20 protein-coding genes are annotated in these 20,154 nt (G+C 64.3%); 10 read left to right on the top strand and 10 right to left on the bottom strand.

What is annotated here, in order from left to right:
* The first annotated feature begins 12 nt into the window (after positions 1–12).
* The 5 genes from BLU32_RS01090 to BLU32_RS01070 all read left to right on the top strand — a co-directional run bounded on the left by BLU32_RS01090 (position 13) and on the right by BLU32_RS01070 (position 6,006).
* On the top strand, positions 13–1,404 hold the full coding sequence (locus tag BLU32_RS01090; protein ID WP_093804602.1) for a glutamine synthetase family protein: 1,392 nt from the start codon (positions 13–15) through the stop codon (positions 1,402–1,404).
* A gap of 262 nt (positions 1,405–1,666) precedes the next feature.
* Positions 1,667–2,758: a polyamine ABC transporter substrate-binding protein gene (locus BLU32_RS01085; RefSeq protein ID WP_093810415.1), complete on the top strand. Its 1,092-nt coding sequence runs from the start codon at positions 1,667–1,669 to the stop codon at positions 2,756–2,758.
* 225 nt (positions 2,759–2,983) lie between these two features.
* Positions 2,984–4,132: an ABC transporter ATP-binding protein gene (locus BLU32_RS01080; RefSeq protein ID WP_093804601.1), complete on the top strand. Its 1,149-nt coding sequence runs from the start codon at positions 2,984–2,986 to the stop codon at positions 4,130–4,132.
* A gap of 49 nt (positions 4,133–4,181) precedes the next feature.
* Positions 4,182–5,153: an ABC transporter permease subunit gene (locus BLU32_RS01075; RefSeq protein ID WP_093804600.1), complete on the top strand. Its 972-nt coding sequence runs from the start codon at positions 4,182–4,184 to the stop codon at positions 5,151–5,153.
* Positions 5,154–5,184: 31 nt separating this feature from the next.
* Positions 5,185–6,006 carry an ABC transporter permease gene (locus BLU32_RS01070; protein ID WP_093804599.1) on the top strand — a complete coding sequence of 274 codons (822 nt, stop codon included), beginning with the start codon at positions 5,185–5,187 and terminating at the stop codon, positions 6,004–6,006.
* A gap of 33 nt (positions 6,007–6,039) precedes the next feature.
* On the opposite strand, the gene BLU32_RS01065 is transcribed toward BLU32_RS01070, so the two are convergent.
* Positions 6,040–6,273, bottom strand: a complete 234-nt coding sequence (locus BLU32_RS01065) for a DUF6460 domain-containing protein (protein ID WP_244501770.1) — start codon at positions 6,271–6,273, stop codon at positions 6,040–6,042.
* A gap of 95 nt (positions 6,274–6,368) precedes the next feature.
* Positions 6,369–8,123, bottom strand: a complete 1,755-nt coding sequence (locus BLU32_RS01060; RefSeq protein WP_093804598.1) for a hypothetical protein — start codon at positions 8,121–8,123, stop codon at positions 6,369–6,371.
* A 260-nt stretch (positions 8,124–8,383) separates the two neighbouring features.
* On the opposite strand from BLU32_RS01060, the gene BLU32_RS01055 reads away from it, so the two are divergent.
* Together BLU32_RS01055 and BLU32_RS01050 are read left to right on the top strand one after the other, a co-directional pair.
* A complete protein-coding gene (locus BLU32_RS01055) occupies positions 8,384–9,079 on the top strand; it encodes a CoA transferase subunit A (RefSeq protein WP_093804597.1) in 696 nt (231 codons plus the stop codon).
* Positions 9,080–9,099: 20 nt separating this feature from the next.
* Positions 9,100–9,735, top strand: a complete 636-nt coding sequence (locus tag BLU32_RS01050) for a CoA transferase subunit B (RefSeq protein ID WP_093804596.1) — start codon at positions 9,100–9,102, stop codon at positions 9,733–9,735.
* A 120-nt stretch (positions 9,736–9,855) separates the two neighbouring features.
* Here BLU32_RS01050 and BLU32_RS01045 read toward each other — a convergent pair whose 3' ends face one another.
* A complete protein-coding gene (locus tag BLU32_RS01045) occupies positions 9,856–10,341 on the bottom strand; it encodes an Lrp/AsnC ligand binding domain-containing protein (protein WP_093804595.1) in 486 nt (161 codons plus the stop codon).
* Positions 10,342–10,534: 193 nt separating this feature from the next.
* On the opposite strand from BLU32_RS01045, the gene BLU32_RS01040 reads away from it, so the two are divergent.
* Together BLU32_RS01040 and BLU32_RS01035 are read left to right on the top strand one after the other, a co-directional pair.
* Positions 10,535–10,966: a universal stress protein gene (locus BLU32_RS01040; RefSeq protein WP_244501769.1), complete on the top strand. Its 432-nt coding sequence runs from the start codon at positions 10,535–10,537 to the stop codon at positions 10,964–10,966.
* Positions 10,967–10,975: 9 nt separating this feature from the next.
* Positions 10,976–12,529, top strand: a complete 1,554-nt coding sequence (locus tag BLU32_RS01035; protein WP_093804593.1) for a sodium:alanine symporter family protein — start codon at positions 10,976–10,978, stop codon at positions 12,527–12,529.
* Between the two features lie 48 nt (positions 12,530–12,577).
* Here BLU32_RS01035 and BLU32_RS01030 read toward each other — a convergent pair whose 3' ends face one another.
* Complete coding sequence (locus BLU32_RS01030) at positions 12,578–13,330, bottom strand: SDR family oxidoreductase (RefSeq protein ID WP_093804592.1); 753 nt, start codon at positions 13,328–13,330, stop codon at positions 12,578–12,580.
* A 44-nt stretch (positions 13,331–13,374) separates the two neighbouring features.
* Positions 13,375–14,850: an aldehyde dehydrogenase family protein gene (locus BLU32_RS01025; RefSeq protein ID WP_093804591.1), complete on the bottom strand. Its 1,476-nt coding sequence runs from the start codon at positions 14,848–14,850 to the stop codon at positions 13,375–13,377.
* Positions 14,851–15,000: 150 nt separating this feature from the next.
* Here BLU32_RS01025 and msrA point away from each other — a divergent pair, with 150 nt between their 5' ends.
* Positions 15,001–15,648, top strand: a complete 648-nt coding sequence (gene msrA / locus BLU32_RS01020) for a peptide-methionine (S)-S-oxide reductase MsrA (protein ID WP_093804590.1) — start codon at positions 15,001–15,003, stop codon at positions 15,646–15,648.
* A 9-nt stretch (positions 15,649–15,657) separates the two neighbouring features.
* On the opposite strand, the gene BLU32_RS01015 is transcribed toward msrA, so the two are convergent.
* The 5 genes from BLU32_RS01015 to BLU32_RS00995 all read right to left on the bottom strand — a co-directional run bounded on the left by BLU32_RS01015 (position 15,658) and on the right by BLU32_RS00995 (position 20,152).
* On the bottom strand, positions 15,658–16,872 hold the full coding sequence (locus BLU32_RS01015) for a lytic murein transglycosylase (protein ID WP_093810411.1): 1,215 nt from the start codon (positions 16,870–16,872) through the stop codon (positions 15,658–15,660).
* Between the two features lie 81 nt (positions 16,873–16,953).
* Positions 16,954–17,958 carry an NADP-dependent oxidoreductase gene (locus BLU32_RS01010; protein WP_093804589.1) on the bottom strand — a complete coding sequence of 335 codons (1,005 nt, stop codon included), beginning with the start codon at positions 17,956–17,958 and terminating at the stop codon, positions 16,954–16,956.
* A 75-nt stretch (positions 17,959–18,033) separates the two neighbouring features.
* Entirely contained in the window at positions 18,034–18,648 is a 615-nt protein-coding gene (locus BLU32_RS01005; protein WP_197673672.1) for an NUDIX domain-containing protein, read from the bottom strand.
* 66 nt (positions 18,649–18,714) lie between these two features.
* Complete coding sequence (locus BLU32_RS01000) at positions 18,715–19,536, bottom strand: ferredoxin--NADP reductase (protein WP_371326948.1); 822 nt, start codon at positions 19,534–19,536, stop codon at positions 18,715–18,717.
* A gap of 94 nt (positions 19,537–19,630) precedes the next feature.
* Positions 19,631–20,152 carry a DUF934 domain-containing protein gene (locus BLU32_RS00995; protein WP_157727433.1) on the bottom strand — a complete coding sequence of 174 codons (522 nt, stop codon included), beginning with the start codon at positions 20,150–20,152 and terminating at the stop codon, positions 19,631–19,633.
* Positions 20,153–20,154 lie beyond the last annotated feature (2 nt).

Genomic DNA, 20,154 nt, shown 5'->3' with positions numbered 1-20,154 from the left:
TCGGAGGATTTCATGCTTCACACGTCCCGTTCCGCCTGGGCACGTCCGGATGCCGGCGATGCCTGGCAGGAGGAACTCGCGCGCTTCGAGGCCGAGCACCCGGATCTGGACACGCTGGAAGTGATCCTGCCGGACAGCAACGGCGTGTTGCGGGGAAAGTGGCTGCCGGGAAGCGCGTTGCGCAAGGTGTTCGAAAACGGGGTGGCGCTCCCTTTCTCGCTCTTCGGGCTCGATGTCTGGGGCCGCGAGGTCGAGGAAACCGGGATGCATATCGAGACCGGCGACAAGGACGGCGTGTGCTGGCCGGTGCCGGGGACGCTGCGCTCCGTTCCCTGGGCCACGCGGCCGACCGCGCAGGTGCTCTTGTCGATGCACGACCGCGATGGCGGCGCCTTTCTCTGCGACCCGCGCCATGTGCTGGCGCGCATGACCGACCGGCTCGCCACGCACGGGCTGACCGCGACCGCCGCCTTCGAGCTTGAGTTCTACCTTTTCGAGGACCAGGACGACGGCGACTGGAGCGGCGCGCCCCAGCCGGTGTTTTCCACCCATCTCGGCCCGGCGCGGCAGAACATGTACGCGCTTTCCGATCTCGAAGCCTTCATGCCGCTGGTCGACGAGATCCGCCGTTCGGCCGATGCGCAGGACATTCCAGCCGATGCGGCCGTTTCCGAGGCCGCGCCCGGGCAATTCGAACTGAACCTGCACTACCGCCGCGACCCGCTGCGCGCCGCCGATGACGCCGTGCTGCTGCGCCGGCTCGTGGCCGGCGTCGCGCGCAAACACAATCTCAAGGCCTCCTTCATGGCCAAGCCCTTCGTGGAATGGCCCGGAAACGGCATGCACGTGCATTGTTCGCTGGAGGATGGCACCGGCAACATCTTTGCCAATCCGGACACCGGCGAGGCACGGCTCGGCCATGCCATCAAGGGCCTGCTTGACACCATGCCGGAGGCGCATCTCCTGTTCGTCTCCACCTTCAACGGTTTCCGGCGCATGCAACCAGGTTCCTATGCGCCGACATCGATCTGCTGGGGACACGACAACCGCTCCGTGGCACTGCGGGTGCCCGCCGGCACGCCGGAATCGGCGCGCATCGAACACCGGATCGCCGGGGCGGACGCCAATCCGTATCTGGTGCTGACCGGCGTCTTGTCGGGGATGATGGATGGCGTGCTTGGCGAAACGGCCCCGCCGCCGCCCGTCGACGGCAACGCCTATGAGACAACCGCGCCGCGCCTCACCCCCTGGATGGACGAGGCGATCGATGCCTTCGAGGCGTCGGAGCGCATGAAGGAGGCCGTCGGCTCCGAGATGCACAAGGTCCTTACCGACATCAAGCGTCACGAGCTCTTCGCATTCGGGCGCGAGATATCGACGCTGGAGCGCCAGACCTACCTGTGATCGCGCCCCGGCGCCGGCAAGACCGACGACGGCACATGCGCCTTGCAGAAGATGTTGGCAAAACGGTCAAATTGGCGGCATGCCCGCGACCGCCCCTTGAGACCGCGGGGGAAATGCTTCTAGGCTGCCCGAGGGTCAAGTCCGCCCACGGGCGATCGGCAAAGACAACAAGACGGCCGCACCCAACGGCGCGCGGACGACACGACAGAGCGGAACGCCCCTGGCCGGGACATGGCTTGGGGGCCAAATGGAGGTGAACGAGATGAAAAAGCTGTTTTTGACAGGGGTGGCGCTGGCTAGCGCCTTGGCGATCGGCGCGGCCTCGGCGCAGGAACGCACGGTGCGTGTGTTCAACTGGTCGGATTATATCGACGAATCCATTCTCGAGGACTTCACCAAGGAAACCGGCATTTCGGTGGTCTACGACGTCTTCGACAGCAACGAGATGCTGGAGACGAAGCTGCTCGCCGGCGGCACCGGTTATGATGTCGTCGTGCCGACGGGCACCTTCCTCGGCCGCCAGATCCAGGCCGGCGTTTTCCAGAAACTGGACAAGTCGAAACTGGAGAACATCGACAATCTCTGGCCACAGATCATGAAGCGCATCGAAAAGTTCGATCCGGGCAATGAATACGCTATCAACTACATGTGGGGCACCACCGGCATCGGCTACAACGTCGAGAAGATCAAGGAACGCATGCCCGACGCGCCGGTCGACAGCTGGGACATGATCTTCGATCCCGAGGTCGTCTCGAAGTTCGCCGATTGCGGCGTGCATATGCTCGACACCGCCGACGAGATCTTTCCCGCCGCACTCAACTATCTCGGTCTCGATCCCGACAGCGACAATCCGGAAGACTTCAAGAAGGCCACGGAGCTCCTGCTGAAGGTGCGTCCCTACATCCAGAAGTTCCATTCCTCGGAGTACATCAACGCGCTCGCAAATGGCGACATCTGCCTGGCGATCGGCTGGTCCGGCGACGTGCTGCAGGCCCGCGACCGCGCGGCGGAGGCCGACAACGGCGTGACCGTCAGCTATGCCATTCCCAAGGAAGGGGCGATGATGTGGTTCGACAACATGGCCATTCCAGCCGATGCGCCGCACACCGAGGAGGCGCATGTCTTCCTCGACTACATCATGCGCCCCGACGTGGTCGCCAAGGCGACAAACTACGTGTTCTACGCAAACGGCAACAAGGCGAGCCAGGAATTCGTCGAAAAGGAAGTGCTTGAGGATCCGGCGATCTACCCGAGCGAGGAGACGGTCGACAATCTCTTCTCCACCACCACCAAGTCGCCCCGCGCCATGCGGTCCCGCACCCGGGAGTGGACGAAGGTCAAGACCGGTCAGTGAGTGCGTGCGGAAGGCCCGGTTCGCGGGCCTTCCGGCAACGAACGCCAGTGGTTCGCTTCTGACATTTGCCTCCCCGTGCAACGCCCTCGCAGCAAATGTCGAAATCAAATAACCACTGGATAAATACATGGTTTTGGTGGAGCTGTTGAATTTGACATTTGAGCGGGAGCGTCGCCGCCAGCGGGACTCAAATGTCAGATTCGCTCCACTAGGGAGGGGTTGAGCTTGGCCAAGAAACCGATCGGACCGATCCGCCGCGACTTCGCACCCTGGGACGATCCCCAGGCCCGGCCCTATATCGAATTTCGAAACGTCACGAAGAAATTCGGCGACTTCATCGCCGTCGACAACCTCAGCCTCAAGGTCCACGAACGCGAGTTCTTTGCCCTGCTTGGCGGCTCGGGCTGCGGCAAGACCACGATGATGCGCATGCTCGCCGGCTTTGAAACACCGAATGCGGGCGAGATCTATCTCGACGGGCAGAACCTTGCCGGCGTTCCGCCGCATCGCCGCCCCGTCAACATGATGTTCCAGTCCTATGCGCTGTTTCCCCATATGAGCGTGGAGGCGAACGTCGCCTTCGGCCTCAGGCAGGAGGGGATGCCGAAGGCGGAAATCGCCGGCCGTGTCGAGGAAATGCTCTCCCTCGTCAAGCTGCAGGACTTCGCCAAGCGCAAGCCGCACCAGCTTTCCGGCGGCCAGCGCCAGCGCGTGGCACTCGCCCGCTCGCTTGCCAAGAAACCGAAGGTGCTGCTTCTCGACGAACCGCTCGGCGCACTCGATCGCAAGCTGCGCGAGGAAACGCAGTTCGAACTGACCGACCTGCAGCAGGACCTCGGCATGACCTTCCTGATCGTCACCCACGACCAGGAAGAGGCCATGACCATGGCCGACCGCATCGCGGTGATGGACAAGGGCCGCATCGTCCAGATCGCGACGCCTGCCGAAATCTACGAGGTGCCGAACTCGCGCTTTGTTGCGGACTTCATCGGCGACATCAACCTGATGGAATGCAAGGTCATGACGCGTGACGGCGACATGACGAGGCTGCATGCGCCGTTGTTCGACTGCGCCATCGAAGTGGCGCAACCGGTCGAGGCCGGCATTGGCGAGACCGTGTGGTTCGCGATCCGCCCGGAGAAGGTGCGCATTTCCTTCGAGGAGCCGGAAGGGCCGGAAAACCGGCTCACCGGCGAGGTCTGGGACATCGGTTATCTCGGCGACGTGTCGATCTACCACACCCATATCGCCGAGGAGGAAACGGTGCGCGCCACGGTGGCCAACCGGACGCGCCAGGTGGAACGCCCGATCGGCTGGGAGGACAAGGTCTGGCTCTCCTGGGACCGGGACGCCGGCGTGGTGCTGGCCCAATGACGCGGCACAGGCGGAGGAGCCTGACGCCCATGAGCTGGAGGACCGGCAGATGACGAGCGCCGACAGGACTGCAGCCGAGACCACCACCGTCGCCAGCGACATTCCGCGCATTCCGCGTCAGCGGCGCAGCGCCGGCGGATGGCTCCTGATCGCCCTTCCCTATGCCTGGCTGATTGTCTTCTTTCTCGCGCCCTTCTTCATCGTCTTCAAGATTTCGCTTTCGGAGATCGCCGTCGCGATTCCGCCCTATCTGCCGACCATCGACCTGTCGCAGGGCTTGTCCGATGTCGTCGACGCCATCGGTCGCTTTTCGCTGGAAAACTACATCTGGCTGACCCAGGACGATCTCTACTGGAAGTCCTATCTGTCGAGCGTCGAGATCGCCGCGATCTCGACGCTGATCACCCTTATCGTCGGCTATCCGATCGCCTACGGCATGGCGCGCGCGCCCAGGGAATGGCGCGCAACCCTTCTCATGCTCGTGATCCTGCCGTTCTGGACAAGCTTCCTGATCCGCGTCTACGCCTGGATCGGCATTCTCAAGAACGAGGGCCTGCTGAACCAGGTGCTGCTGTGGATCGGCGTGATCGACGATCCGCTGACGATACTCAACACCAATGCCGCCGTCTACATCGGCATCGTCTATTCCTACCTGCCGTTCCTGGTGCTGCCGCTCTATGCCAGTCTGGAGAAGCTGGACGTAAGTCTGCTTGAGGCCGCGAGCGATCTCGGCTGTCCGCCGTGGCGCACCTTCTGGACAATCACCGTGCCGCTCTCGATGCCCGGCATCATCGCCGGGTGTTTCCTCGTCTTCATTCCCGCGGTCGGCGAGTTCGTGATCCCCGATCTTCTGGGCGGATCCGATACGCTGATGATCGGCAAGACGCTGTGGACGGAATTCTTCAACAACCGCGACTGGCCGGTCTCTTCCGCCGTCGCCGTGATCCTGCTGCTCATTCTGGTCGTGCCAATCGTGCTGTTCCAGAACCAGCAGCAAAAGGCGGCGGAGAAGAGCCAATGACCGGCCTCGGTCGACGAGAGGAACGAAACTGATGCACAAGGGACCAAGCTGGTTCAACGTGACGTCGCTGGTGCTCGGATTTTCGTTCCTGTACCTGCCGATCGTCCTTCTGGTGATCTATTCCTTCAACGAATCGCGGCTTGTCACGGTCTGGGGCGGCTTTTCGACCAAGTGGTACGTCGAGCTGCTCTCCAACCAGCAGCTTCTCGACGCGGCATGGGTCACTGTGCGCGTCGCGTTCTTTTCCGCAACGCTCGCCACCGTACTCGGCACGCTCGCCGCCATCGTTCTGGTCCGCTCCGGACGCTTCGCCGGTCGCACGCTTTTCTCCGGAATGGTCTATGCGCCCCTGGTGATGCCGGAGGTCATCCTCGGCCTTTCACTGCTTTTGCTGTTCGTGGCAATCGACCAGACGCGCGGGTTCTGGACCATCATGATCGCGCATACGACGTTCGCCATGTGCTATGTCGCGGTCGTGGTCCAGTCGCGCCTGGCCGGTTTCGACCGGGCGCTGGAGGAAGCCGCCCAGGACCTTGGCTGTCCGCCGCTGCGCACGTTCTTCTCGGTGACGCTGCCGATCATCCTGCCCGGCGTCATCGCCGGCTGGATGCTGGCCTTCACGCTGTCGCTCGACGATCTGGTGATCGCAAGCTTCACCACCGGGCCGGAAGCCACGACACTGCCGATGAAGATCTACTCGCAGGTGCGCCTTGGCGTGACGCCGGAGATCAACGCCGTGTGCACCATTCTGGTCGGTCTTGTGACACTGATCGTCGTCACGACCTCCATTGTCACCAAGCGCCAGGAAGTGGCGAAGGCGCGCGACATGCGCCGCGCGGAGGCGCAGGCCTGAGGGCCAACTGAGAGCCAACGCAACGGCGCGGATCTACCCGCGCGGTGGGCGAAACAGGTAGATCACCAGCCAGACCGGGACGACGATAAGCGCACCGAGAATGATGTTCGGCAGTGCCCACTGGTAGGTCCGCACGGCGAAATCGGCGATGTCCTGCGGGGTGAGGCCGGCCTGCGCCAGAAGGTCCTGGGCGGACACATCGAATTCGGCCAGAACCGCGCCCGTCAGGAGCGAGGCAAGCCCGATCTTCAAGAGTGTCGACAGCATTCGCAGCAAGAAATCCGCCCCCGGCTCCTGAGCCTCCAGCTCTTTCATACAACAGCCGGAAGGCCGCGCGAAGCAGCGTGTTTCACAGAAACCCGCTACCGGGTGGGCGATCCGCTCAGGCCGGTCATGTCGGGCAGAAGACGCGGCGCCGTGAGCGTGCCGCGCACAAGCACCGGCATCGCCTTTGCCGGCGGCGCACCCGCTTCGACCGGTTCGGCGCGACGTTCCGCCACCTCCCCGCGCAGCGAGACCCCGCCTTTGGCGCGCGCGACCCGGCCCGAGAGGGAAAGCCTGTGCCGGGCCGTCATGGCGTCCAGTTCGCTCACCTGTAGGGCATCGGCGTCGAGTTCGAGCCGCGCGGCAATTGTCTCGAACCGCGACACGCTGCTCGCGTCTTTTTCCATGTCGCCGGCCAGCAGGCCGTCCATCACCGCGTCAAGGTCGCCCCCACGAAGCTCGACGTCCTTCGCATCAGCGGCAACGACTGCGCGGTAGCTCCGGGCGAGCTGCGCCAGCGTTGCGCCGCGGGCATTCACATCCATCCGGCCGCTCACGTAGCCCGCCGCTATTCGCGGCCCGTCGTCGGGCGCGGACAGGGCCAATTCCGCCAGCGCGAGATCCTCGCCGATGAGCATCGCCGTCGCGACATAACCGCTTTCCGCCTCGGGTCTGGCACGAACCGTCAGTGCTCCCGACCCGCCGGCGAGTGTCGTTTCACTCAAATTGATCGACAGATCCCCGTCCCGCAAGAGCAGCGAGAGCGCGCTCGGGCCGGTTTCAAGCGCGGCGGCGACAAGGCGTGCGGCGGACAGGCGCAGATCGACATCGATGCCAGACAGAAGCTGGAAGAGCGGCGCACGAACCCAGTCCGGGCCCGGCACATCCTCCTTGGGAAGACCTCCCCACTCCTGCAAATAGGCAGACAAGTCGAGACGCTCGAAGGCCAGGGTGCCTTCAAGGCGCGGACGCAGCGCCCTGTCGGAGAGCGCCAGACGTCCCTCGCCGATGTTGCCGTCAAGTTCGACGCGCGCCGTATCCAACTCGATGGCGGAGACCGACGCGGACCCGATGCCCGTGAGCCGCGCCACCCCGAAAGCGGTGTCCCCGATCAGCGAAACGCCCAGACGCCCGGCAAGTCCGCGCAGATCGCTGGTGGAGAACTCGAAGTCTCCGGACAGGCGCGGCGCGCCACCCTCGCCCACCATTCCGTCGATGCGCAAGGTGGCAAGGGACGAGGCCAGGCTCACAGTCACATTGCCCGCGCCCTCGCCCGTCAAGACGGCGGTATCGGCAAGCGTCACGGTTGCCTCGACCTGTTGATCCGCGGCCTTGAACCCGCCACGAAGAGTTGCGCCCTCGCCACCGGGCGCAAGTTGGAAAACCATGTCCCGCAAGAGCGGCTCCGTCGCGTCATCCAGATAGACATCGGCGTTCGCGACGGACAGCGGATGGCGCAGGATCCGCTGCACGGCCCGACCGACGACGACAGCGGTTTCCGGGCGACCCTGAAATGGCGCGGAGATGCGGATCTGCGGGTTTGCGATGGCAAGGGAGGCAAGACGCGTGGTTCCGCTCAAGAGGGCGGACAGATCGAGCCGCGCCCTCATTCCGGCGTCTTTCAGGCTCCATCCGTTGCCCTCAAGGCTCACATCTTCAAGCACGAGGCTCAGGCGCGGGACGACGGAAATGCGCGGCGGCGCACCGACGCGCACCCGCGCGCCGAACCAGACCGACAGCTGCGCCTCGATGCGCCCGCGCGCGGCATCGCTCGAAACGAGCAGCGCCGGGGCGCTGACAAGCAACGCGCCGGTCACAATGATCGCAGCGAGTATCGCGATGAGGCGTTTCATATCCTGATCCGAATGGGTCGGCGGGTCCTGATCCGAATGAGTCGGCGGGGCGCGAACGCCGAATGCGCCGCGAGCCCCATGGTGCGGGAATAGGCGCTATCGCCTGTCGGTTCAAGGCGAAAGCCGCCCGAATGCGCCCGAGAACGCCCTGTCTGCGCTTGGCGCTTGAGGTGCGCGGCCTCTGGCGTTATCACAAGCCCCTGACGAGCGGTTCATGTTGGGACGAACGCCCGGCATTCATCCGATGCAAGGAGATCCCTATGAATAAGATTTACCCCGACGCGGCTGCCGCGATTGAGGGAGTGACCTTTGACGGAATGACGATCATGGCCGGCGGTTTCGGCCTGTGCGGCATTCCCGAGAACCTGATTGTCGCGCTGCGGGACAATGGCGCCAAGGAGATCACCGCGATCTCCAACAATGCAGGCGTCGACGACTTCGGTCTCGGCCTTCTCCTGCAGACCCGTCAGATCAAGAAGATGATTTCTTCCTATGTCGGAGAGAACGCCACCTTCGAGCGCCAGTACCTGAACGGCGAACTCGAGCTCGAGTTCAACCCGCAGGGCACGCTGGCGGAGCGCTGTCGCGCCGGCGGCGCGGGGATCCCCGGTTTCTACACCAAGACGGGTGTCGGCACACGCATTGCCGAGGGCAAGGAACACAAGGATTTCAACGGCGAGACCTACATTCTGGAGACCGGGCTGGTCGCGGATCTGTCGCTGGTGAAGGCCTGGAAGGCGGACAAGGAAGGCAACCTCGTCTTCCGCAAGACCGCCCGCAACTTCAACCCGGAGATGGCGACGGCCGGCAGGATCACGCTGGTGGAGGTCGAGGAGGTCGTCGAGATCGGCGAGCTCGATCCCGACCGTATCGATACGCCGGGGATCTACGTCGACCGCATCATCGTGGGCACCCACGAGAAGCGCATCGAGAAGCGCATCGTCCGCGCAGCCTGAGAAGACAAAGGAGAACAGACATGGCCTGGACTCGCGATGACATGGCTCGGCGCGCGGCGCAGGAGCTGGAAGACGGGTTCTACGTGAACCTCGGCATCGGCATCCCGACGCTGGTGTCCAACTACATCCCGGAAGGCGTTCACGTGACGCTCCAATCGGAAAACGGCATGCTCGGCATGGGGCCGTTCCCGACCGAGGACGAGATCGATCCCGACCTCATCAACGCCGGCAAGCAGACGATCACCGAATTGCCGCAGACAAGCTTCTTCTCGTCCGCCGAAAGCTTCGCCATGATCCGTGGCGGTCACATCGACATGGCCATCCTGGGCGCCATGGAAGTGTCGGAAGACGGCGATCTGGCGAACTGGATGATCCCCGGCAAGATGGTCAAGGGCATGGGCGGGGCGATGGACCTCGTCGCCGGCGTCAAGCGCGTGGTGGTGATCATGGATCACACCTCCAAGGCGGGCGACCCGAAGCTCCTTCCGGAGTGCACCCTGCCGCTGACCGGCGTGAAATGCGTCAACCGCATCATCACCAACTTCGGTGTCTTCGACGTCACCGACGAGGGGCTGGAAGTGGTGGAGCTGGCGCCCGACGTCACCATCGAGGACGTGCTCGCCAACACCAAGGCGAAGGTCAAGGTTCCGGCATAAGACTGGAACCGACAATTCTGTCCCGATCACAAACGGCCGGACGCCTCGCGCGCCCGGCCGTTTCGGCGCCTTGCCGCGCAACACGCTTCCGATCGAGGGCTCAAGGCCCGGCCCTTGCGTCTATCCCCGCCGCCCCTCCTGCTGCATGGCAATGACATCGCTGTCCTTCACCGTTTCCAGGACGGCGAAGGAATGCGTCTGCATGACATTCGGCAACTTGCTGATCTTGTCGCCCAGCAAGGCCCGGAAATGGGCGATGTCGCGCGTGCGCACCTGCAGCAGATAGTCGAACGAGCCGGCGATCATCATGCAGGTCTGGATCTCGGGAATGCGCTTCACCGCCTCGTTGAAGTCCTCCAGCGAGGTGTCGACGGTCTGCATCATGTTCACCTGGACGATCGTGACGTGGTTCATGTTGACCTCGACCGGATCGAGCTTGGCGCTGTAGCCGCTGATCACACCCGAACGTTCGAGACGCCGCACCCGCTGGGCGCAAGGCGTTTTCGTGAGCCCCACCCTGTCGGCCAGTTCGACGATCGATAGCCGGCCGTCGCGCTGAAGTTCGTCCAGGATCTTTCTGTCGATAGCGTCCAAATTCCTAGTCATCCAGTCTTTTTGCCTGTTTTTTCCTGATTTATAGGTCAAATTCCTCAATACAGACTAACTAAAGGCACATCAACCAGTCTTTTTACCTATAATGAGTTGCCGAGGTTGCAAGAGGCGTGGAATCCAACCGCGCCCATGCCTTTGCTTTGAACTGACCATCGGGGAACCCTGTATTCAGGAGGAAGAAATGGGAATGAAACTGTTGATCGGCCTGGACGGCCACAAATCGGGCGAGCGCGCCATGGCGCATGCCCAGATGCTGGCGAAACTGATCGGAGACTGCGAGCTCGTCGCCGCCTATGTCATCGAGTGGTCGCCCTACTCGTTCCAGACGCAGGAGGAAAACGCCCAGCGCCACAAGCGGCGCGAGGAGGAACTCTCCACGGCGACGAACCGGATCATCGATCCGGCCGTGAAAAGCCTTCGCGACGCCGGATTTTCAGCCAGCGGCATCGTGCGGCACGGAGACGTGGCGGAGACGCTGAACACGCTCGCGGAGGAGCAGGGCGCCGACCAGATCATCGTCGGACGGTCCTCCGAGGGCGGCTTCACCAAGCGCATCTTCGGAAGCGCCACATCGAACCTGGTGATGAGCGCCAGCGTACCCGTCACCGTCGTGGTCTGAGGTGAAGCCATGAAAAATTTCAGCAAGATCCTTCTCGCCCCGGCCGCCGCGTTCGGCCTGTCCGCTCCCGCCCTTGCCCAGGAGGCCATGACGCTTGACCAACAGGTCAACCAGACTTTCGCAGCCGTCACCGGGCCCTTCGTCAATTTCATCTTCGCACCCTTTCCCGGAACCGCCTTTCCCTGGATCGTGCTGTGGCTTGTCGTCGCGGCATCGGTGTTCACCGTCTATTTCGGGCTCGTCCAGTTCCGCTTCTTCGGCCATGCCATCGCGCTGGTGAAGGGCGACTATTCCGATCCCAAGGACGCGGGCGAGGTCAGCCACTTCCAGGCCCTGGCAACCGCCTTGTCGGGCACCGTGGGCCTCGGCAACATCGCCGGCGTTGCCGTTGCCGTGGGCATCGGCGGTCCGGGTGCGACCTTCTGGATGATCCTCGCGGGCCTCATGGGGATGGCGTCGAAATTCACCGAGTGCACGCTCGGCGTGAAATACCGCAACGAATACCCCGACGGCACCGTCTCCGGCGGTCCGATGTACTACATGTCGAAGGGGTTCACGGAGCTCGGCCTTCCGGGCGGCAAGATCCTCGCCGTCCTGTTTTCCGTGTTCTGTATCCTCGGCGCGCTTGGCGGCGGCAACATGTTCCAGGCCAACCAGGCACATGCCCAGATCGCCGGGATCGTCGGCGATTATCCGGGCTGGATCACGGGGATCGTATTCGCGGCGATCGTGTTTGCCGTGATCGTCGGCGGCATCAAGTCGATCGCCCGTGTCACCGAAAAGGTCGTGCCCTTCATGGGCATCCTCTACGTCGGCGCGGCGCTGATCATCCTGCTGGTGAACTACGACAAGATCGGCTGGGCCTTTGGTCAGATCTTCTCCGGCGCCTTCACGGGTCTCGGCGTTGCCGGCGGGCTTGTCGGCGCCCTGATCCAGGGCTTCAAACGGGCCGCCTTCTCCAACGAGGCCGGTGTCGGCTCGGCGGCGATCGCGCACTCGGCCGTTCGCACCAAAGAGCCGATCACGGAAGGCTTCGTGTCGCTGCTGGAGCCGCTGATCGACACGGTGGTGATCTGCACGATGACCGCCCTGGTCATCACGATTTCCGGCCAGTTGATCTCCGATCCGGCAACGGGGCAGTTCATCCTCAACGAGGCCGGCGGCTCGATCAAGACGATCGGCGACACGTCGGGCGTGGCCCTGACCTCCGCCGCCTTCGGCTCGACGATTTCGTGGTTCCCCTATGTCCTGGCGATCGCGGTGGTGCTCTTTGCGTTTTCCACGATGATCTCCTGGTCCTACTATGGCCTGAAGGCCTGGACCTATCTGTTCGGCGAAGGCAAGACGACTGAACTCGTGTTCAAGGTCATCTTCTGCATCTTCATCGTGATCGGTGCGGCGGCGAGCCTTGGACCCGTCATCGACTTCTCCGACGCGGCGATCTTCTCCATGGCGGTAGTGAACATATTTGCGCTCTACTTCCTGATGAGGCTCGTCAGGAAGGAACTGACCTCCTACAGCGCTCGTCTTGCCAGCGGCGAGATCAAGAAGTTCAAGAAATAAGACGACGGGGCGAGGCGCGTTCGCGCGCCTTGCCCTTTGCTCTCGCGGTCAGATACACCGCCCGCCGTCGACCTCAAGTGCCACGCCGGTGATGAATTCGGCTTCGTTTGAGGCGAGCCACAATGCGGCATTGGCGATATCGCGCGGTTGCGACAGACGCCCCAGCGGAATGCTGGCGACGAATTGCGCCCGCTTTTCCGGCGTGTCCTCTCCCATGAACATCGAAAGCATGCCCGTCTCGCCCGCAACCGGGCACAGCGCATTCACACGGATGTTGTCGGGCGCAAGCTCCACCGCCATGGATTTGGTCGCGGTGATCGCCCAGCCCTTCGACGCATTGTACCAGGTCAGCCCCGGGCGCGGCCTCAGGCCCGCCGTCGAGGCGGTGTTGAGGATCACGCCGCCGCCGCGCGCATTCAGCATCGGCACGGCCGCCTGGGTCGCCAGATAGATGGCCTTGGCATTGACAGCGAAGATCTTGTCGAAGGTGTCCTCGTCGACCTCCATCAGAGAGCCGTTGCGGTGGGTGTAGCCGGCGTTGTTGACGAGAATATCCAGCCCGCCGAAGCGCTCCTGTGCGGCCTGGCACATTGCCTCAACGTCCGCCCGCTTGCCCACATCCGCGGTCACCGCTGCGGCCGAGGGACCGATCTCGCCAGCGACCCGTTGGGCCGCCTCGCCGTTGATGTCGGCGGCAATCACCGAGGCCCCCTCCCCGGCAAAGAGCTTCGCGATGCCCTCGCCGAAGCCCGACCCCGCGCCGGTGACAATCGCCACCTTCCCCGCAAGACGTCCGCTCATGCATTTCCTCCCGATTGCTGCCGCGCTCTTGAGGCGCGCGCTTTCTATCCGTGATTGACCACGACGGTCTTGAGGGCCGAGAACTCGTAGAGCGCCTCGAAGCCCTTTTCCCGCCCGTGGCCGGACTTCTTGAAGCCGCCGAAGGGCAACTCGACCCCGCCGCCTGCGCCATAGCCATTGACGAAGACCTGCCCGGCCCTGACTGCGCGCGCCACCCGCATCGCGCGCGCGCCATCGCCGGTCCACACACCGGCGACCAGGCCGTAGTCGGTGCCGTTGGCGATCTCGATGGCCTCGGCTTCATCGGCAAAGGGAATGACGGCAAGCACGGGACCGAACACCTCCTCCTGAGCAAGGCGCGCATCGCGGGGCACAGGGCCATAAACGCGGGCCGGCTGATAAAACCCGCCCGCCGGGCTGTCCGGCATGATGGATCCTTCCGCGATCAGCGGGATTTCCTCCACCTCCGCCTCTTCGGCAAAGCCCGCGACGCGACGCGCCTGCGCCTCGTTGATCAAGGGTCCGAGATCCAGATCGCTGTCGTGCGGGCCGCTGACCAGCGCGCGAAAGCGATGCCGCAGCTCCTCGACCACCTTGTCGAAATGCGCGGCCTCCACCAGCAGACGGCTGCCGGCCGAACAGGTCTGGCCGCAATTCTGCACGACGGCGTTCAGGACGACCGGAAGGGCGGCCTCCAGATCGGCGTCGGCGAAGAGGATCTGCGGCGACTTGCCGCCAAGCTCCAGCGTGCAGCCGATATGGTTCTTGGCCGCCGCCGTCTGGATCAGCGTGCCGACCTCGGGAGAGCCGGTGAAGGTCAGGAAGTCGACGCCCGGATGATTGGAAAGGGAGGCGCCCGCCTCCTCGCCGTAGCCCGGCACCACGTTCCAGACGCCCGCCGGAAGCCCCGCCTCAAGCGCAAGCTCGGCAATCCGCAGCACGGACAGACACGCATCCTCCGCAGGTTTCATCACCAACGTATTGCCCATGGCAAGGGCGGCGCCTGCGACCCGCGCCATGATCTGCGCCGGATAATTCCACGGAACGATGGAGCCGACGACGCCATGCGGCTCGCGCAGCGTGATCGCCATGAAGCCGGTCTGGGCGGGAAGCGTGTCGCCGGTGACCTTGTCCGCTGCCCCGCCGTAGAACTCGAAGTAGCGCGCGGCATTGACGATATCGGCCCGGCCCTGGCGCAGCGGCTTGCCGGTGTCGCGCGATTCCAGCTCCGCCAGCTCGTCGATATGGCTAAGCACCAGCGCGGACAGGCGCGAGAGGATGCGACCGCGCTCCACCGCCGGCATCCTGCCCCAGTCATCGCCGTCAAAGGCGCTGCGCGCGGCAACCACCGCGCGACCGACATCACCCGCATCGCAGCGCGGAATGCTGGCAAAGACCTCGCCCGTACTGGGTGCGATCACGTCGATGCGGCGTCCGCCGGTCGCCTCTCCCGCGACGCCGTCGATCACGGCCTGGAAACGCCTGATTTCGCTGGACAAAGCCGTCCTCCCGTTTGTCATACGAATAGCCTCTCGGGCGGACGGTAGCCGATGGGTGGCACGCCCGCAATCCGCGTTTGGCCGGTCTCATCCCGAGGATGTGATGCGGCTTTGACTTGATCCCGGGTGCTGCGACCGCCAAGTGCTGAAGCAGGCAAAGGAGATTTCCCCATGCATACGACATTCAAGCGGCCCAGGTCCCCGCGCCTCCTCGGCGCCCTTGCCGCCGTTCTGGCGGTCTCGCTTGCCGCGCCGCGTCCCGCGATTGCGCTGGACGAGCAAACGGCGATCTTTGCCGGGGGCTGTTTCTGGTGCGTTGAATCGGACTTCGACACGATCCCGGGCGTCCTGGAAACGGTCTCGGGCTATACTGGCGGCACTCTGGACGATCCGACCTACAAGGCGGTGACGCAGGGCGGCACGGGGCACTATGAAGCCGTGCGCATCACCTTCGACGCGGACACGGTGAGCTACACGGACCTGGTGGCGGCGCTGTTTCGCAGCGTCGATCCGACCGACGCAGGCGGCCAGTTCTGCGACCGGGGTCCGTCCTATCGCACGGCGATCTTCGCCACGGACGCTGAGCAGCGCCGGATCGCGGAGCGGGAAAAGGCGCAAGCCGCAGTCAGCCTCGACACGAAGATCGCGACGCCGATCCTCGATGCCGCGACCTTCTATCCGGCCGAGGACTATCATCAGGATTTCTACGAGAAGAGCCCCACCCGCTACACTTACTATCGCTGGTCGTGCGGCCGCGACGACACCGTCAAGCGGGTCTGGGGCAAGGAGGCCTTCAAGGGCATCCCCGGCAAGGGATAAGGAGCGCGGTCAGCGGCCTCCGAGCTTTTCATAGATCTTGCGACCCGGCCGGCCGGTCTGGCGCAATCCGAAGCGCGCCTCGGCCTGCTTGATGCCGGCGCGCGTTGCCGGGCCGACACGCCCGTCCGCCTCGCCGATGTCATAGCCCGCTCGCAGCAGAAGTTCCTGAAGCCTGAGGCGTTCGGCGCGCGACAGGCCCGTATCCGACGTCGGCCACGGGGTGGCGAACGGCCCGGCGCCGCGCAGACGATCTGCCAGATGCGAGATTGCCAGCGCATAGCTTTCCGCGACATTGTAGGAATAGATCGCGTCGAAATTCTTGAACACCAGAAACGCCGGGCCGTCGCGCCCGGCCGGAAGCAGGAGCCCGGCACGCGCCTCGCCGTCGATCTTGCCGCCGTCGAGATGGATGATGCCGCGCTTGCCCCAGGAGGTGACGGTCGCGCGATTCTTGCGCCCGGACGGCCCCTTGTAGCCCTTGGGCAGACGCACCTCGTAGCCCCAGGGCATGCCGGTGACCCAGCCCGCCTTCTTGAGATAATTCGCCGTGGAGGCAAGCGCATCCGGCACGGAATTAACGAGATCGCGGCGCCCGTCGCCATCAAAATCGACCGCCAGCCGGCGATAGGTGGAGGGCATGAACTGGGTCTGGCCGAAGGCGCCGGCCCAGGAGCCTTGCAGGTCCTTGAGCTTCACGTCGCCCCGGTCGACGATCTTCAGGATCTCGACCAGCTCGGAGCGGAAATACTTCGCACGCCGGCCGTTGCAGGCGACATTGGCCAGCGCATGCGGCACATGGAAATCGCCGCGAAACTGCCCGTAGTCGCTTTCAACGCCCCAGACAGCCAGCACGATGTAACCGTCGACACCATAGGATTTTTCCACCCGGGCCAGGGTGTTGCGATGGCGATCGAGCATCTTCTTGCCGTCGGCGATGCGTTCCTCGTCGACCAGAAAGGCAAGATAGTCCCAGATCGGGGTCTTGTATTCCGGCTGGCTGCGGGAGAAGCGCACCGCTTTTTCGTCAAAGGAAACATCCGACAGCGCCCGGTCGGCGGTGGCGCGGCTGACGCCGGCCTTGATCGCCTGCGCGCGGATATTGGCGACGCAAGCGTCGAGCGATGCGGCCTGCGCAGGAGACGGTTGAAGCCCCGCAGTGCCGGCGGCAAGCGTTGCCAGCGCAAGACCGGCTCGCGCCGCTTTCCATGTTCGCCCGAACCGCATCGCCATCCTCCCAACCGCACTTTCAGATGCCAATGATGGCCGCGACATCGTGTCAGGAGAATGGCGCGGTTGCGGGCTTTTTCAGACCTTGAGGCTGAGCTTGCCGAAGTTGCCGCCGGTATAAAGCAGATTGAGCGTCTCGACGAAGGCGTCGACGCCGCCCTCGCGCACGTCCTCGCGCAGCTTCAGCTTGCCCTCCTTCACCCAGGCGCCGAGATCGGCGAGCGCAACCGCATTGTCGCGGGCGAAGTCGAAGACGATCAAGCCCTGCATCTTCAGCCGCTGGGTGAGCACATAGCGCAGGTTCACCGGTCCCGGCGGCACCGAGGTCGCCGTATAGGCCGAGATCAGCCCGCAGACCGCGATGCGCCCGAAGGTGTTCATGCGCGGCAGGATGGTGTCGAGGATCTCGCCACCGACGTTTTCGAAATCGACGTCGATCCCGTCCGGGCAGGCCTTGTCGAGCTGCGCGCCAAGATCGCCCGCCTTGTAGTCGACCGCCGCGTCAAAGCCGTCGACCTCGATCAGCGCCCGGCATTTTTCCGGACCGCCGGCGATACCGACCGCGCGGCAGCCCTTGAGCTTCGCGATCTGGCCGACAAGCGAACCGACCGCGCCGGAGGCGGCGGAGACGACAACCGTGTCGCCGGCCTTCGCCTCGCCGACGCGCAACAGGCCGAAATAGGCGGTCAGCCCCGGCATGCCGAGACCGCCGATCCAGCTTTGCAGCGGCGCGATATCCGTGTCGACGCGCTGCACGCCGCGGCCGTCGGAGATCGCGTGCGTCTGCACGCCGAAAAGGCCGACCACCTTGTCGCCCACGCGAAACTCGGGGTGGTTGGACGCCTCCACCGTGCCGGCGGAAAAGGCGCGCATCACATCGCCGAGCGCGACCGGCGGCACATAGGATTTGCCCTCGTTCACCCAGCCGCGCATGGCCGGATCGAGCGAGACATATTCGGCGCGCATACGAAATTCGCCGTCGCCCGGCTCGGCGACCGGCTCATCGCGGATCTCGAAACTGACTGAACTGACAAGGCCGGGCGCAGGACGTTTGACGAGACGTACGGTACGGTTCATCGACATGGCGGGATCCTTGAATTTTCCTGGAGAAATCGCCGTGTTGCGACCCATCGGCCACATCGGCGCGTTGGCTCGAGGTTACGCAAAAAGATCGGGGCGGCGCAACATGAGCGCCTGCAGCAGCAGCAGCGTCTTGGCGTCCTGGCCGGTTGCATCGCCCGGATCGCAAACCAGCCGGGCAAGCGGGCACTCCAGCACCTCGATCTCCTCCCCTTCATGCGCAAGTCCCCCGCCGGCGCTCCGGCGATCCGCCAGGGTGTATTCGGCCAGAAAGAGGGAAATCCGTTCGGTCATCGCGCCGGGAGAGGAATAGACCTCACCGACCGGCTCGAGATCGGTCAGGGCGATACCGACCTCTTCCGCCGCCTCGCGCCGGGCGGCGTCGGCCGGCGCCTCGCCGTCATCGACATAGCCCGCAGGCGCCTCGAGCAGGAACGCCTCGCCGTCGCCGCGGGCAAGCAGCGGCACGCGCAGCTGGCGGGCCAGCAGCGCGACCTTTCGCTCCGGATCGAAGGGAAGGACGGCGACGACATCGCCGCGCGTCTGATACTCGCGCGACAGGCGATGTGTCGTGCCGTCGGCGCGGCGCTCCTCGACATCCAGCTCCCGATAACGGGCAAAGCCCTCGTAAAGCGTGCGCTCGTCGAGAATGCGCACGCACGCGTCGTCTTTCGACGTCTTCCTGTCGCTCACATGCTCTCTCCGTCGTTTCTCACCCGCCCCTTTTCTCCGGAGCGATGGCACGAACGACGAGAGCCTTCAACCGACGAAGGCGCGCTCGATGACGAATTCGGCCGGCTTGTTGTTGGCGCCCTCGGTCAACCCACGGGCCTCCAGCAGCGCCTTGGTGTCCTTGAGCATGGCCATCGATCCACAGATCATGCCGCGATCCGTTTCCGGGTCGATCGGCGGCACACCCAGCGCCTCGAACAATTCGCCGCTTTCGATCAGCGTCGTGATGCGGCCGACATGCTCCGACGGCTCGCGCGTGGTGGAGGTGAAAAGGCGCAGCCGCTCGGCGGCAAGCTCGCCGATCAGCGGATCTTCCTTCGCCGCCGCCACCGTCTCGATGGAATAGGCAAGCTCGGCCTTGAAGCGACAGGAATGGGTGACGATGACCTCGTCGAACTTGTCGTAGGTCTCCGGATCGCGAATGAGGCTTGCGAAAGGCGCAAAGCCCGTGCCGGTGGAGAACATGTAAAGCCGCTTGCCGGTGATCAGCGCGTCGTTGACCAGCGTTCCGGTCGGCTTCTTCTTCATCAAAACCTTGTCGCCGACCTCGATCCTGGCGAGATGCTCGGTCAGCGGGCCGTTCGGCACCTTGATCGAAAAGAACTCGAGCTCTTCGTCCCAGGAGGGCGAGGCGATCGAATAGGCCCGGTAGATCGGCTTTTCCCCGACCATCAGTCCGATCATGACGAATTCGCCGGATCGAAACCGGAAGGTCGCCGGCCGTGTCATGCGGAAGCGAAACAGGTCGTCAGTGTAATGCTGGACCTCGGTCACGGTCTCGGCGGTTGCGCCGGCAGGAACGACATCCGCCGCAGCACCGGAAAGATCGACCACATTCATGCCATGCATCCTTACGTTCGCAATTCACGACAGGCCGGTGAAATCCGGTCCAGACGGGCTGCACATCGCACCGCCTGTGCCGAACGAACCGTTGCGGCCAGTCTCACCCCTGCGGTGCCGCCGGGCGCCGGGCCCAGGCGCGGGCCCCGGCCGGGCGTTCGCCAGCGTGCTCCACAGGTTGAAGATATAACGGCACCTCGACACTGTGACCAGCCTCAAGGGCGCGACGCGTTGGCGCGTGCGCGATTTCAAAGGCGGTAAAGCCGCAACGGCGCATCAGCGGGATCTGGTCGAGCAGCACATCGCCCACCGCCCGCAGCTCGCCTTCAAAGCCCAACCGCTGGCGCAGCAGGCGCGCGGTGGAATAGCCGCGTCCGTCGGAGAATTTCGCAAAGTCGACGGCGACAATCTCAAGACGCGAAAGATGCGGGACAAGCGTGTCGGGATCATCCGCCGCACGCAACAACACCGCGAGCTTGAGCGAGGCCGGCGCCGTCGCGACGCTCTCCAGATAGCGCCCGAGCGGGAGAATGACGGCACCGCCGTCCGGCAGCGGATCGTCTTCGCCGAGGTGACGCCAGTGGTCGGCGACAAAGGTGCCGTTCCTGTAAAGCTGTGCCGTCATGG

The organism is Stappia sp. ES.058 (genome assembly GCF_900105595.1).
Taxonomy (GTDB): domain Bacteria; phylum Pseudomonadota; class Alphaproteobacteria; order Rhizobiales; family Stappiaceae; genus Stappia.
This window is presented reverse-complemented; position numbering and strand designations above follow the sequence as displayed.